Genomic DNA, 15,349 nt, shown 5'->3' on the forward strand with positions numbered 1-15,349 from the left:
AAAATTACAAGTATGAAAATTTATTTTCTTCCCATGCTCCTATCCTTGTTCTTTTTGGGAGCGTGTGACAAAAACGATGAAATTATACCTGAAGATGCAGATGAAAATTTCATCACATCGGTCGTGATGACCGTGGACGGGAAATCGTACACGGCCGACATTACGGACAATACAGTAACAATAACCGTTCCCTATACGGTATCGCTGAACAACGCCGAAGTGGAATTCAAGTACACAACTTCTGCAACAATCATACCTGATCCTGAAACGGTAACGGACTGGGATAACGAACGAACCTTCCGGGTGACATCCTATAACGGAGATGCCCGCGAATATACCTATAAGGTCGTGAAAAGCGAGATAGAATCTGACGGAGATGTGGAGTTGAAGACCACCGAGGAGGTAGCTTCTTTTGCCGCAACCAAAACAACCGTTGTCAAAGGGAACCTGATTATCGGCTCTGATGCGGAAGAGGCAGAAAAAATCACTGACATATCTGCATTGGCATCTTTGAAAGAGGTTACTGGCAACATTGTCATTCGTAACAGTTACAACGGTGCAGACTTGACAGGGTTGGATAATATCGTTTCTGCCGGAGGTTTACAGGTAGGTTCGACCGATGTCGCCTCGAAAGCTACGGAACTTCACATGATTTCCATGAAAGCATTGGAAACGCTCTCCGGAGACATATCGGTATATAACGACCAAGTGACGTATGTCCTATTCGAGAAACTGGCAACTATTGAAGGAAGCGTGATGTTCAATGCGTCGTCGTTACAGAGTTTTGAGTTTCCGGTTCTGACTACTGTAGGTCAGGATCTGAATCTTCAAGGACTCAATGAAGAGAACACAGCAGCCGGTTCGATTGCGTCTTTGGAAATACCGGAACTGACAAGTGTCGGAGGGGTCTTGTCCGTAAACAATCTTGCCAAGCTGACTTCCATGAGCTTCCTTAAGCTGAAAGAGACCGGTGGCCTTGATTTCCATACCGTCCCCGTGATGTTGGAAACCATCAACCTTCCGGAAATCGAAACAGTAAACGGAAGTATTATTATGGAAGCCAATATGGAAGCTCCTCCTACCGGTAGTTTTGTTCCCCAACGAAATGACGTGCTTCAGGCTTTCGGTGGAATGGACAAACTGACAACGATAAAGGGACAGATAAAGATAAAGAATTTCACGGCACTCAAACAACTTCCCGACTGGAGCAAGATCACCACACTTGGAAGCATCACGCTGGATTATCTTGAAGATGTGAGCGGAACACTGCTGTTGCCGAACGCCCGATTTGAAACCTTCGGAGAAACAGCGCCCCAGATTGAAATTATAAACAAGGTGCAGCTCTCCAAAATTGAAACAGCCGAAGATTTGTCAAATGTAAATTTTGTCATCACCAGTCTCACGAATAATAAGTTCCCTGAAATCACGTTCAAGAATATCAAAGACTTCACTTGTAAGCCAACCACCAACAATACCGATTATACCATATCGACAATTCAACATGTATATGGAAATCTAAATGTGACAGGCCAAATGCGAAGCAATGCCAAATTTCCCGACTTGGAAATCATAGATGGATATGGATATATCCAAATACCCATGTTTGCTTCAATCACAATGCCAGTCTTGAAAGAAGTGGGAGGACAGTTCTATTTATCTGGAAATTTTACCAGTTGTAACTTGCCCTTACTATCCAAAGTTTGTTGTTCAGCTTCTCCTGTATATTATAAAGAGGGAGAGGGTTCGTTAGCAATATCTTTACAAAGTAAATCGCTGGATATTCCGGAATTGCTTCACGTAGGAGGTGAAGGGTTGTTCGTTAATAAAGCAACAGGCATTACTTGTGATAAATTACAGACTATAGATGGTACGCTACAGATAAAAAGTGCGACTTCTCTTTCTCAGGAAACACTTTCCATGGAGAAGTTGGAGACCTTGCATGGGGTTGTTTTTGACGGTTTGACGAAATTTACCGACTACACTTTCTTCGGCAAGTTTATAGAAAACGGAATGATTACGGGGGAAAGTTGGAGCGTGACGAAATGTGGGTATAACCCAACCTTCCAAAATATGAAGGACAAACAATATACGCAGCAGGATTAAACCTTATACCTTAACCAGAGTACCCGTAATGATTCGGGTACTCTTTTTTATCCGAATGACAATGAGCAGAACAATACAACGGATTTGCCTTTTTCTTTTCTGCCTGCCAGTTTTCGGCAGTTGCATGAAATGGGATTACGGAGAGATGGAAGATTTCTCTGTATCGGCCTCTGGTCTTTTCATTACCAACGAGGGGAATTTCCAGTACAGCAATGCCACGCTTTCCTACTACGATCCCGCCACGTGCGAAGTGGAGAATGAAGTGTTTTACCGTGCCAACGGGTTCAAGTTGGGCGATGTGGCCCAGTCTATGGTTATCCGGGACGGTATAGGCTGGATCGTGGTGAACAACTCGCATGTGATTTTCGCCATCGACATCAATACTTTCAAGGAAGTGGGCCGTATCACAGGTTTCACCTCACCCCGGTATATCCATTTTCTGTCGGATGAGAAAGCCTATGTGACGCAGATATGGGACTACCGTATCTTCATCATCAACCCCAAGACATACGAGATTACCGGCTATATCGAATGTCCAGACATGGACATGGAATCGGGTTCCACCGAACAAATGGTACAATACGGCAAGTACGTCTATGTGAACTGCTGGTCGTACCAGAACCGCATCCTGAAAATCGACACGGAGACGGACAAGGTCGTGGACGAACTGACCATCGGCATACAACCTACTTCGCTGGTCATGGACAAATACAACAAGATGTGGACCATCACGGATGGCGGTTACGAGGGCAGCCCATACGGTTACGAGGCACCGTCTCTCTATCGTATAGACGCCGAGACTTTCACCGTAGAGAAACAGTTCAAGTTTAAGCTGGGCGACTGGCCTTCGGAAGTCCAGCTCAACGGTACACGGGATACACTTTACTGGATCAACAACGATATTTGGCGAATGCCGGTGGAAGCCGACCGTGTTCCCGTCCGGCCTTTTCTGGAGTTTCGGGACACCAAATACTACGGCCTTACGGTCAATCCCAACAACGGGGAGGTATATGTGGCCGACGCTATTGATTACCAGCAACAAGGTATCGTGTATCGCTATTCGCCGCAAGGCAAGCTGATCGATGAATTTTACGTGGGAATCATTCCGGGAGCTTTCTGCTGGAAATAACGAGGAAGGAGGACAAAAATGAAAAGACATCTTATTCTATTGTTCGTGGGGGTAAGCCTGCCCTTTCTGCTTGCCGCCCAGCAGAAAAATTCCGTCAGCATTACCAAAAGGGTACTACGTATTCCGGAGGTTACGGTGGTGGGCAAACGACCTATGAAGGATATAGGCGTGCAACGAACCCGTTTCGATTCCATCGCCATGAAAGAGAACATCGCCTTGTCTATGGCCGATGTGCTGACATTCAACTCATCCGTTTTTGTCAAGAACTACGGACGCGCCACGTTATCCACCGTGGCTTTCCGGGGTACCTCTCCCTCGCATACCCAAGTGACGTGGAATGGTATGCGCATTAACAACCCGATGCTGGGCATGACGGATTTTTCCACCATCCCTTCTTACTTTATCGATGATGCCTCGCTGCTGCACGGAACGTCATCGGTAAACGAAACGGGCGGCGGCTTGGGTGGTCTGGTCAGGCTCTCCACTTCTCCGGCCAACCATGAAGGGTTCGGGTTGCAGTACGTGCAGGGAGTGGGGTCGTTCAGCACGTTCGACGAGTTTCTCCGCCTGACCTACGGTGACAAACACTGGCAGTCCTCCACCCGTGTGGTGTATTCCTCTTCCCCCAACGACTACAAATACCGAAACCGGGACAAGAAGGAAAACATCTATGACGAGGACAAGAACATCATCGGTTCCTATTACCCGACGGAACGCAACCGCAGCGGGGCTTATAAGGATCTGCACGTCTTGCAGGAAATTTATTATAACACGGGCGAAGGCGACAAGTTCGGGCTAAACGCCTGGTATATCAATTCCAACCGGGAACTGGCGATGCTCAGCACGGATTACGGGAACGACATGGACTTCGAGAACCGCCAAAGGGAGCAGACGTTTCGCGGCGTCCTCTCGTGGGATCGCGTGCGGGAGAAATGGAAGGTCGGTGTAAAAGGCGGCTATATACACACATGGATGGCCTATGATTACAAGCGGGACAAGGGAAACGGCGAAATGGCTTCGATGACCCGCTCACGCAGTAAGATTAACACGTTCTACGGAAGTGCGGACGGGGATTATGCTCCTTCAGAGAAATGGCTGTTCACGGCCGGTGTTTCCGTACACCAGCATTTGGTGGAAAGCGCGGACAAAAATATCATCTCGCAGGAAGGTAACAAGGCTGTTGTCGGGTATGACAAGGGACGTGTCGAGTTTTCCGGTTCCGTTTCTGCGAAATGGCGGCCTGTCGATCGTTTTGCCGCCTCGCTTGTCCTTCGCGAGGATATGTTCGGTACGGAATGGGCCCCGGTTATCCCGGCTTTCTTCATCGACGGGGTACTGTCGAAAAAAGGCAATATCGTGGCGAAAGCATCCATCTCCCGGAACTACCGTTTTCCCACGCTGAACGACCTCTATTTTCTGCCGGGCGGTAATCCCGACCTGAAAAGCGAGCACGGCTTCACATACGACGTGGGGTTGTCGTTCTCGGTGGGGAAAGAAAATGTATATGCTTTGAGCGGTGGTATCAACTGGTTCGATTCGCACATCGACGACTGGATCATCTGGCTACCCACAACCAAGGGATTCTTCTCCCCCAGAAACCTCAAAAAGGTACATGCTTACGGGGCAGAGACCAACGCCCACCTTGATATAATGCTCGGAAAGGACTGGAAACTGGATATGAACGGAACTTTCTCGTGGACTCCCTCGATCAACGAGAGCGAACCGATGAGTCCGGCAGACCAATCCGTCGGCAAACAGTTGCCATACGTGCCGGAGTTTTCCGCAACGGTGACCGGACGTCTGTCATGGCGGACATGGAGCCTGCTTTACAAATGGTGTTATTACAGCCAGCGTTATACCATGTCGAGTAATGACTATACCCTGACGGGCTATCTGCCCCCTTACTTCATGAATAACGTGACACTGGAAAAACAGCTCTCTTTCCGATGGGCCGATCTGTCGCTAAAGGGCAGCATCAACAACCTGTTCGATGAAGAATACCTTTCCGTATTGTCCCGTCCCATGCCGGGCATCAATTTCGAGATATTCATCGGCATAACACCCAAGTTCGGAAAAAACAAAAATAGTAAACGATAATCTGCATCAATATGAACGCATTAAAGAATTTAAGCCTGATTTTGTTGCTTTCTCTGGCATTTACAGGCTGCCACAACAAAAGCTCAAAAATCAATGATTTCAACCTGCTGCTTTATGCTCCCGAATATGCCTCCGGCTTCGACATCAAAGGGGCGGGCGGGAAGGAAAGCGTACTGATAACCGTCAGGAATCCCTGGCAGGGAGCGGACAGTGTAACCACATGGCTGTTTATCGTCCGCAACGGTGAAGAGGTTCCCGAAGGGTTTGCAGGACAGGTACTCAAAGGAGACGCCAAACGTATCGTGGCGATGTCTTCCACTCATATCGCCATGCTTGACGCAATCGGTGAAGTCCGGTGTATAACCGGCGTTTCGGGAATCGACTACATTTCCAACCCAGACATCCAAGCCCGCCGCGACAGTATTGGCGATGTCGGCTATGAAGGGAACATCAACTACGAGTTGCTGCTCTCGCTCGATCCCGACCTCGTTCTGCTCTATGGGGTGAACGGCGCAAGCGCAATGGAAAGCAAACTCGAAGAACTCGACATACCGTTCATGTATGTCGGCGATTATCTTGAAGAGTCGCCTCTCGGCAAGGCCGAATGGATGGTAGTGCTTTCAGAAGTCACAGGAAAACGTGAGAAGGGTGAAAAAGCCTTTGCCGCAATCCCGGTCAGATACAACGCCTTGAAAAAGAAAGTGGCCGACAGTACCCTCGGCACTCCTTCGGTTATGCTTAATGTTCCCTATGGCGACTCGTGGTTCATGCCTTCAACCCAAAGTTATGTAGCCCGCTTGATTACTGATGCGGGAGGCCGCTATATCTACCAGAAGAACACGGGAAACGCTTCTATCCCCATTGACTTAGAAGAAGCATATCTGCTCGCGTCGGATGCGGACATGTGGTTGAACGTGGGAATGGCGAACTCCCTTGACGACTTGAAGGCATCATGTCCGAAATTCACCGATACCCGATGTTTCAAAAATGGAGAGGTGTATAACAACAACGCCCGTACCAACACAGCCGGGGGTAACGACTATTACGAGTCTGCCGTCGTGAATCCTGACATCGTGCTCCGCGACCTCGTGAAGATATTCCATCCTGAACTGGTGCAGGAAGAGTGTGTGTATTACAAGCAACTGAAATAGATGCGTTCCCGTTCGACTATATTATTCTCCATATTGATTACGCTCACGGTCGGTCTTTTTTTACTGGACTTGGCCGTGGGAGCTGTCAACATTCCGATCCGCGATGTATGGGCAGCACTGACCGGGGGAAATTGTTCCCGTGCCACGGAAAAAATCGTACTCAACATACGCCTCATAAAAGCTATAGTGGCACTGTTGGCCGGGGCTGCCTTATCGGTCAGCGGTCTTCAGATGCAGACCCTCTTCCGTAATCCTCTTGCCGGTCCCTATGTCCTTGGCATCAGTTCCGGTGCAAGTCTCGGTGTGGCACTTGTGGTACTTGCCGGGATCGGTTCATCAATAGGCATTGCCGGAGCAGCGTGGGTGGGTGCGGCTGTCGTGTTGCTCGTGATAACTGCCGTCGGACAGCGAATAAAAGACATCATGGTAATCCTGATTCTGGGCATGATGTTCTCATCGGGCGTAGGTGCTGTCGTGCAGATATTGCAGTACCTCAGCAAAGAGGAATCGCTGAAAGCCTTTGTCATTTGGACGATGGGGGCTTTGGGTGACGTCACCTCCGGACAACTTCTGATTCTTGTTCCATCGGTGTTTGCCGGACTGCTGTTGGCTGTACTGACCATCAAACCGCTTAACCTCCTGCTGTTCGGAGAGGAATATGCCGTAACAATGGGACTGAATATTCGGCGTTCACGCAGCCTGTTGTTTCTCTCGACAACGCTGCTCGCCGGAACGATAACCGCTTTTTGCGGTCCGATAGGTTTCATAGGTCTCGCTATGCCTCATGTCACAAGAATGCTTTTCCAAAATAGCGATCATCATGTCCTTCTGCCCGGAACAATTCTTTCGGGAGCATCGATATTGCTTCTTTGCGACATCATTTCTAAAATATTCACCTTGCCGATCAACGCCATTACAGCTCTATTGGGAATCCCAATCGTCGTATGGGTGGTTTTACGCAACAAATCCATCACCGCATGATAGAATTACAGCATTTTTCCATAGGTTACAAAGAAAACTCGTTGCTCCACGAGGTAAATGCCACGATAAAAAAAGGTCAACTGACAGCCCTTATCGGAAGAAACGGGACAGGAAAATCGACGTTGCTCCGCGCCATAGCCGGTCTGAACCGGTGTTATTCCGGAAAAATCATTCTCGACGGGCACGACATCGCCTGCATGAAAACCGAAGATATGGCAAAAACGCTGGCTGTCGTCACGACCGAGCGCACGCGCATCGCCAACCTGCGGTGCAAGGATGTCGTAGCCATAGGCCGTGCTCCTTATACCAACTGGATAGGTAGGATGCAAGAAACAGATAAGGAGATAGTCATGCAATCGCTCATTTCGGTGGGAATGGAGGCTTATGCAAACCGCACGATGGATAAAATGTCGGATGGCGAATGCCAGCGTGTGATGATTGCTCGTGCATTGGCACAGGATACTCCTATCATTCTCCTTGATGAACCGACTTCCTTTCTTGACATGCCTAATCGCTACGAACTTGTGGCGTTGCTTCGTAGGCTTGTCCACGACGAGAAAAAATGTATCATGTTCTCGACACATGAACTTGACATCGCGTTGTCCATGTGCGATTCGATAGCATTGTTAGATACCCCGAATTTAAGTTGCTTGACCGCGTCTGAAATGCAGAAAAGCGGATACATTGACAGACTTTTCCAAAATGAAAACATCCGTTTCGACTCCTTATGCGGTACAATGATTTTGAAACAATGAGTATATACACTGTAGAAAATTTTACTTCAGACATCACTGTTGAAGGATACATCGCCGAATTCCGTGACGAACCACATTTTCTTGAACTTTGCAAACAATGTACCAATTACGGTAAAAGTTGGGGGTGTCCTCCATTTGATTTTGATACGGAATCGTTTCTCCGACAATACAAGTATGCACATCTTATGGCAACGAAGATAATCCCTGAAGACAAAGATATTCCGATTGAATATACACAAAAACTCATTTTACCGGAACGGATACGAATCGAGAGCGAATTATTGGATATGGAACGGAAATATGGAGGGCGTTCATTTGCCTATATAGGTAAATGTCTTCACTGCTCAGATAACGAGTGTACGCGTAACTGCGGCACACCATGCCGACACCCGGAAAAAGTGCGTCCGTCACTCGAAGCCTTCGGATTTGACATAGCCAAAACGCTTTCTGAACTTTTTAACATCGAACTTCTTTGGGGAAAGGATGGCAAATTACCTGAATATCTTGTTCTCGTAAGCGGATTTTTTCATAATGAATACGAACTTTGCAACATAGCATACTAATGATTCGGACATGAAATAAACAGACAAACTAACCACATTCGGTTCAATCTGTTTTGTGATTTCAAATGAATTATAATTAGATATGTAAAAAGCGACGCTGGAGCTTGAAATAAGTAACGGTTTATCGGTGTATTCTCCGTTAAACCGTCCTGTTTTCGTTAAACGAAAACACAACTTGCTGTCCGCAGGAGCGGACCACATTTATCCAATAATTATTGTGTATTAGCCCATTGTATGGCTATTCTCCTGTGATTTACGAGGCATTTCCATCAGGTGTTTGCCGGCTGCTCTCCCCATAAAAGGGTGGATATCTCTCCATAATCATATGACTTACGTCCATAATTCGGGAATAAGGAGGCGAATATACGGGAAATCTGCCCTTTACATGCCCTATTGTCCATTAATGGATTGTTACTTCTACACATCTACAAATGGAGAGCGGCAGTGAGCCGTATATGGTTTATGGTTTTTCTGCATTATCTTCATTAATGGATTACTACTTCTACACTTCTGCAAATGGAGAATGTAGCCGTGTACACCTTATGGTCTTCCTTCATAATTCTCCATTAACGGATTAATACTTTTACACTCCCATAGACCGATAATTTAAGAATCCGTATCCGGACGGATGCGCGCTCTCACGCCTGCCCATAAGGATTAAAAAGGAACGGTGGACAAGGAAACGGAATCCCGCTCGCTTTTCCACACCACTACGGGCCTCTGATGTCGCCTCCGCATAGGAAGAACCGTCCGAACGGAACGGCATCTCCGTCCCCCCCGTCATGTGTATCATGACAATAACTGACTTTGGATGACTATAAGTGACAGGTGGTTTCATCCTGTTCTCTTCTTCCTTTATTTTGTATTCCGAGACAATACCAGTTGTGTAATTTAATAATTTAAGATTTTAAAATATGGATTCAGAAAAGGAAAAGAACCGGCTTTCCGATATCGTTCTCGAGAGGGTCGGACTCACGGGGAACCTTCTGTCAGCTCCCGTTTCCCCATCCCTGGAACCAGTGGTGGAGATACCAAGTCATGGAAGTCAGGTCCGGGCAGGGAAAGTGACAGGTCCGGAGGAATACAAGAGGAGGTTTCTGGTTCCCGCTCCCAGAGCCGCTGAGTGGAAGACCGCCTACATTGATGGGAGACTGCACCGCCGGATCGCCATGCTGGTCAGGGCCGCCGGCTGCGGCAGCATCTCCGGTTTTATCATCCGGTTGTTGGAACTCCATATGGAGGAACACAGGGAGGACATCGCCTCCCTGCTCGGTGAGGTCTACCGTCCCTGGGATGAGGACGGACAGCCGGGAGGAACACCTCGCCGATAAAACGTTGTCATTGTCCAAGAAGGCATATCATGACAGGAAAGAACGTAAAAGAGCGGATTGGTCTTGGCGGGATGGACGCGGACCGCATCCGTGAGATCATGGGGGAAGCGCCTGCCTGTCCCCGGAAGAGACGTGGAACGTCCGGTAACGACATTATACGTCCCGCAAGGAAAAATGGCCCCATGCAACCGTCCGTCTACGGGGAGGAATACCTGCATGGCATTGCGGGCGTGCAGCGTCGGTCGCTGCATATTCCCGCCGCCCTGCACCGGAAACTGTCCATCCTGGCGGGAGCCTCGAGAAACGGAAAGGTCACTCTGGAGGGGTTCATCAACCACCTTGTCTCGCGGCATCTGGAAGAATACAGGGAAACGACGGACATGATTCTGGAGGAGTCCCTGCCCGGCCCGGTCATAAAGGCTCGTCCCCCATGACAGGGGATCTCCCCCGATGGGAGCATTATTTTTGTTTCTGAAACAATAGTGTTTAACTTTTAATGAAAAAGAAGTATGATGAAAAAAGAAAAAGAGTTGTTGGTTGCCATCGCCAGCCAGAAGGGTGGCGTGGGAAAATCCGTCTTTACGGTACTGCTGGCCAGTGTCCTGCATTACCGCAAAGACGTGCGTGTGGCGGTTGTGGACTGTGACTCCCCGCAGCACAGCATCGCCCTGATGCGTGAGAGGGACATGGAGAATGTCATGAAAAATGACGACCTGAAGGTGAACCTGTACCGGCAGTACGAAAGAATCCGTAAGCCTGCCTATCCGGTCATCAAAAGCGACCCGGAAAAGGGGGTGGAAGACCTGCGGCGTTATATGGACGAAAAAGGGGAGACTTTCGATATCGTGCTCTTCGACCTTCCCGGAACGCTCCGCAGCGAGGGGGTGGTTCATACCGTTGCCGCGATGGACTATATCTTTGTCCCGCTCAAGGCGGACAATATCGTCATGCAGAGTTCCCTGCAGTTTACCAAGGTGCTGGAAGAGGAGCTGATCGCCAAGGGGAACTGCAACTTGAAAGGAATCCGGCTGTTCTGGAACATGGTGGATAGAAGGGGACGGAAGAATTTGTATGATGCCTGGAACCGGGTCATCCACAGGATGGGGCTGCGGCTGCTGTCCTCACACATTCCGAACACCCTCCGCTACAACAAGGAGGCGGACCCTGTCTGTAAGGGTGTCTTTCGTTCCACGCTGTTTCCACCCGATCCCCGTCAGGAGAAAGACTCCGGCCTTCCTGAACTGGTGGAGGAGATATGCCATGCCATCGGTCTGGAGGAATCCGATACCGAGCGGTAGCGGATGATAGGATACAGACACCTTGAATAAGGGCTTTTAGCCTAAGATAAAGTAAGATAATTGCATGATAATAAGTTTTTTACAGATGTGACTTCTCCTATAAAAGCATTACCTTAGTAGTGTAATGTGCGCCAAGAGGTCACACAAGTAATTGTTCAGCATCGTGTCTGAACCTATTGTTCCATCAATAGTAGCCTGAAGAGGCGTACGTGACTGGCAACGGTCGGGTGCGAAGCTCTCTTGACAACGACGTTCCAACCTAAGCATCATAGGCGAAGAATGTCAAAGCTGACTGATATGAGTAACCTAAGTGAATCGCCGTACCATCGTGACTATGAATTAGCTCACGGATATTTATGGGCCATTCCAAAAGGCAAGCAGTCAGGATAGTACGCTGTTACATCGTGCTACACGGATGTCGCACTGCTGGTGGATAGGCGGAGTCTAAGTCGGTCGTCAGTTATTTGTGCGAAACTTGGTAAGCCCGTATCTCTCCCGTCAGCCAATAACCGATGGGTGGCCAATTGTAAGAGCGGCCGAATGAGGTGCGGGTAAAGGATTGTGGAGAAAGCGAATGCCATGGTGTAATGCCCTGGATAAAGGTTTCAACGTCACCCTACGCGAAAGCGGGCAGACTTCCACAGGGTAATTCTTTGTGAAACGAATTGTAGAACTTCAAGTATAAAGAAACAGCAAAGGAACAAGGCGCAAGCCGAGTGTGCATCTTCAGCCGGACGCAAAACCGTGTGGAAAGGAATAGACTTCGCACGATGCGAACGTAAGGTATCAATCGTTCACTGACTGCTATGTTCGGTATTAATGCAGACTGAATCCTTAATCATTTATCCAAACTCTTGAAATATCAAAGCCTGATTTAAGTGCAGATAACTGATAGAGTTTGGATAAATGGAAAGTTTGAATAAAATACATTATTATCAATTTCTACAGATATTTTTCCTTGCGCTCACACCCCACTGCATATTTGAGAAAACAGAATGATTTAACATACTATTTTTCATATCCAATCTTTTTTAATACTCCCCATGATAATACTCACTATAAAAAGTCCAATCGAATAATTTTACGCGGTGATAAATGAAATTAATAGAAAGCGATTACCTTTGAAGAAAAAGTCTGTAATTTGGTCAAGAGAAAAGTACAATAGGTCAAAACATGGATATTATAATTCGCTTTATTTGCACTACCATTTTAAATCTAATTGTATTAATCCTTATTATAAACTTTAATATCTGCACTATGAAGAGAAAAGTACTATTAAGCACATTGTTTCTAATACTACATTTCACTGTAGCATTAGCACAGCAAGTAACTATTTCAGGGCAAGTGTTGGATGAGAAGAGTGAACCTCTTATCGGTGCCACGATAAATATCGAAGGTACCACCAATGCAGTAATCACCGATTTAGAAGGAAAGTTCACGATAAAAGTACTTCCTTCTGAAAAACTGGTCATCAGTTATCTGGGATATAAGCCCAAAACTATCACTATCGGAAAGAACCGAAGATTTGATATCATTCTAGACCCTTCAGTCACAGAGATGGATGAGGTGGTTGTTGTAGGCTATGGTAGCCAGCGAAAAAGTGATATTGCAACCGCCGTTGCTTCTGTGAATATAAAAGATATTGTAAACAGTAGTTCTACGCAGACGTTGCAAGCACTACAAGGCAAAATCAGCGGAGTACAGATTATCCCCACAGACGGTTCATTGTCAAGCGGAATGACTTTCAGAATCAGAGGTGTCAACTCCGTCACAGGAGGAACCCAGCCTCTCTTCGTCATTGATGGTGTACCAATGCCTACTCAACAGATCACCAATGAAGATACCGAAACGGTAAACAATCCTCTGCTGGGACTGAATCCAAATGATATTGAATCCAATTTGAATTATTGGAATCCTCGTCCTATCAAAAAGGATAATCCATATTTGACCGTCCAAAGGAAGCTCTCTCCACAGACTGTGGAGGATTTCGCCAATAGACTGTTCATCTACCAGGTAGGAAAAAACAATCATATCGGCTTTCCATTCCGCAAACCCTCCCAGATGGAAATCCTTAACTTTGAAATGAGGAACTATTTTGCAGAGACCAATACCAATTATAAAGCCTTTGCCACGGGTGGTGACAAGGCGCAAAGCTGTTGGATGGCCAATTTTGTTCCTTTTGACAAGGTTACAGACATATATCTCTTTGAATCCGCTATTGACGCAATGAGTTTCTACGAAATAAACCATTATACTAAAGAAACCACATGCGCATTCATAAGCACGGGGGGATATGTCACCAAATCCCAAATAGAGAATATAAGCCGTATATTCCCATCTGATAAGGTAAAGTGGAATTGTTGCTATGACAATGATGCCAGCGGTAATGGTTTTGACATCACCACAGCATATTATCTCAAAGGTGAGGAATGTAAAGCTTTTGCAAGGACCAACACTGGAGACACATATAAGACCATCTATTTAAGTTTCCCGGATGGAAACACACAGACCTTCAAAGAAGATGCATTTTCCTCCGGCGAGTATCTTAAACAACATGGTATAGACAATGTAAATATCATCAAACCTTCACGGTACAAAGATTGGAATGAGCTTCTTGTCTATTACAAAAGATTTGATTTGAACCTGGGTCCAGGAATGAAATTCATCCCGGCTATCGAAAAGACCATATCCCAACTGAATCTAAGAGGATATGAACAATTGGCCAATAGTATCAGTTCTTCCACAAAAGAACTGGTGGATTCTCTGCTTGAGCAAGCCAATTACTGCATTTCCGCACCTCTTGCCGAGAGCGGCGCTTATACTCTTATGGTAGACTGTAATATCTTCATGGGGCTGGACACGATGGTACCGGTACCAAGCAACTTATATGTTATAGAAAAGTGCACGCAAAAAAAGATATCGGCACATGCCATAAATGAATTTCTTAAAAAAGAATATATAAACATTTTTAGAGACATGAGTTCATCTGATTTCAAAAATTTTCTAGAGAAAGACATCCTAACTTATACAAAGGGTGCTGTAGAAAAGAATTTTGAGAAAGTGATATTGACTTTCGGATGGAGCCTTAAACCTTCAATTCTAAAAAAAAAGAGTTTTGACTTAGAACATGGTATATAGCATAACAATACAGCATGATACCATAATAGTAGCTGTTTCAAGCAGACATGTTGTCACAATTCCTGCCAGGTTTAATGGAATGATTCTCGGGCTTTGGAACTTGATACAGATTTTCGTTGCCTACTGTAATGAGAATCCGAATTGGGTGAGTAATGTCCGGTCACTGTGGGGTGACCGATTCAAATAGGGACAGGTATGGAACGGATGCCTATTCATGCCCCTATTATAGCTGACACATGGACTTTTATACATTCTTGCACTTTTTAAGTGGGTAAAAAAGTACTATTTGTATTTTATACAAAAAATTGTTTGCTTAATGAAATGGAACATACATTGCCAATGATATTTAATACCTATATATAGGTATTAGATGCGTTTTTATACCCAAAAAATGGTATTTTTATAATCTTTTGTAATATCTAATTTTGCGTCCTAAAATAGATCTTTTATCGAAGAGAGATACAGTTTCCTTATATTTGAACTGGGGCTTCTGTAAAGTGCGATAAATATGAGGCTGGAACGGAGCTATCAGAAGAATTTTGGAGAAAATCCGTTTTTTAACTTAGTTAGATCTATCAATGAAAATATAAGTATTTATCTGCGTTGTATTAAGATATAGCATATCAGAACTACAACCATCCCGTTTTTTATTTAGATTTGCAGTTTGCTTTTAATCACTCAAGATCCGTATTACTATGTATGGAACTTAAATAAAGTACTAATATATATTGGATTTTCCTAAATATAATGCAGTTGCTATATTGTTAGACAACAGACGGTTGAGGTCTGTGAGATTATGCAAC

Annotated in this window: 13 protein-coding genes; 11 read left to right on the top strand and 2 right to left on the bottom strand. The window is 46.0% G+C overall.

What is annotated here, in order from left to right:
- Positions 1–12: 12 nt before the first annotated feature.
- The 7 genes from KO473_RS09710 to KO473_RS09740 are packed head-to-tail and all read left to right on the top strand — an operon-like array spanning position 13 to position 8,779.
- Complete coding sequence (locus KO473_RS09710) at positions 13–2,103, top strand: lipoprotein (RefSeq protein ID WP_004311297.1); 2,091 nt, start codon at positions 13–15, stop codon at positions 2,101–2,103.
- Positions 2,104–2,131: 28 nt separating this feature from the next.
- Complete coding sequence (locus tag KO473_RS09715) at positions 2,132–3,232, top strand: YncE family protein (protein ID WP_004293828.1); 1,101 nt, start codon at positions 2,132–2,134, stop codon at positions 3,230–3,232.
- An 18-nt stretch (positions 3,233–3,250) separates the two neighbouring features.
- A complete protein-coding gene (locus tag KO473_RS09720; protein ID WP_004311295.1) occupies positions 3,251–5,329 on the top strand; it encodes a TonB-dependent siderophore receptor in 2,079 nt (692 codons plus the stop codon).
- An 11-nt stretch (positions 5,330–5,340) separates the two neighbouring features.
- Positions 5,341–6,480: an ABC transporter substrate-binding protein gene (locus KO473_RS09725; protein WP_004289233.1), complete on the top strand. Its 1,140-nt coding sequence runs from the start codon at positions 5,341–5,343 to the stop codon at positions 6,478–6,480.
- Positions 6,481–7,461: an iron ABC transporter permease gene (locus KO473_RS09730; RefSeq protein WP_004311292.1), complete on the top strand. Its 981-nt coding sequence runs from the start codon at positions 6,481–6,483 to the stop codon at positions 7,459–7,461. It begins immediately after the preceding gene.
- Entirely contained in the window at positions 7,458–8,216 is a 759-nt protein-coding gene (locus tag KO473_RS09735; protein WP_004289235.1) for an ABC transporter ATP-binding protein, read from the top strand. Before KO473_RS09730 ends, KO473_RS09735 begins: the two co-directional genes overlap by 4 nt.
- A complete protein-coding gene (locus tag KO473_RS09740; RefSeq protein WP_004289236.1) occupies positions 8,213–8,779 on the top strand; it encodes a DUF2284 domain-containing protein in 567 nt (188 codons plus the stop codon). Before KO473_RS09735 ends, KO473_RS09740 begins: the two co-directional genes overlap by 4 nt.
- Before the next feature lie 583 nt (positions 8,780–9,362).
- Here KO473_RS09740 and KO473_RS09745 read toward each other — a convergent pair.
- Positions 9,363–9,572, bottom strand: a complete 210-nt coding sequence (locus KO473_RS09745) for a hypothetical protein (protein ID WP_005829337.1) — start codon at positions 9,570–9,572, stop codon at positions 9,363–9,365.
- A gap of 121 nt (positions 9,573–9,693) precedes the next feature.
- Here KO473_RS09745 and KO473_RS09750 point away from each other — a divergent pair, with 121 nt between their 5' ends.
- From KO473_RS09750 to KO473_RS09760, 3 genes are all read left to right on the top strand, one after another.
- The gene (locus KO473_RS09750) at positions 9,694–10,110 is read left to right on the top strand and encodes a DUF3408 domain-containing protein (RefSeq protein ID WP_004327094.1); all 417 of its coding nucleotides are present in this window, start codon (positions 9,694–9,696) and stop codon (positions 10,108–10,110) included.
- Between the two features lie 29 nt (positions 10,111–10,139).
- On the top strand, positions 10,140–10,544 hold the full coding sequence (locus tag KO473_RS09755) for a DUF3408 domain-containing protein (protein WP_004315818.1): 405 nt from the start codon (positions 10,140–10,142) through the stop codon (positions 10,542–10,544).
- A gap of 75 nt (positions 10,545–10,619) precedes the next feature.
- Complete coding sequence (locus KO473_RS09760) at positions 10,620–11,408, top strand: ParA family protein (RefSeq protein ID WP_004311277.1); 789 nt, start codon at positions 10,620–10,622, stop codon at positions 11,406–11,408.
- A gap of 108 nt (positions 11,409–11,516) precedes the next feature.
- Here KO473_RS09760 and KO473_RS09765 read toward each other — a convergent pair whose 3' ends face one another.
- On the bottom strand, positions 11,517–11,678 hold the full coding sequence (locus KO473_RS09765; RefSeq protein WP_153260286.1) for a hypothetical protein: 162 nt from the start codon (positions 11,676–11,678) through the stop codon (positions 11,517–11,519).
- Between the two features lie 987 nt (positions 11,679–12,665).
- Here KO473_RS09765 and KO473_RS09770 point away from each other — a divergent pair.
- Entirely contained in the window at positions 12,666–14,546 is a 1,881-nt protein-coding gene (locus KO473_RS09770; RefSeq protein WP_004327093.1) for a carboxypeptidase-like regulatory domain-containing protein, read from the top strand.
- Positions 14,547–15,349: the final 803 nt, after the last annotated feature.

The sequence above is a fragment of the Bacteroides sp. HF-4919 genome, assembly GCF_018860125.1.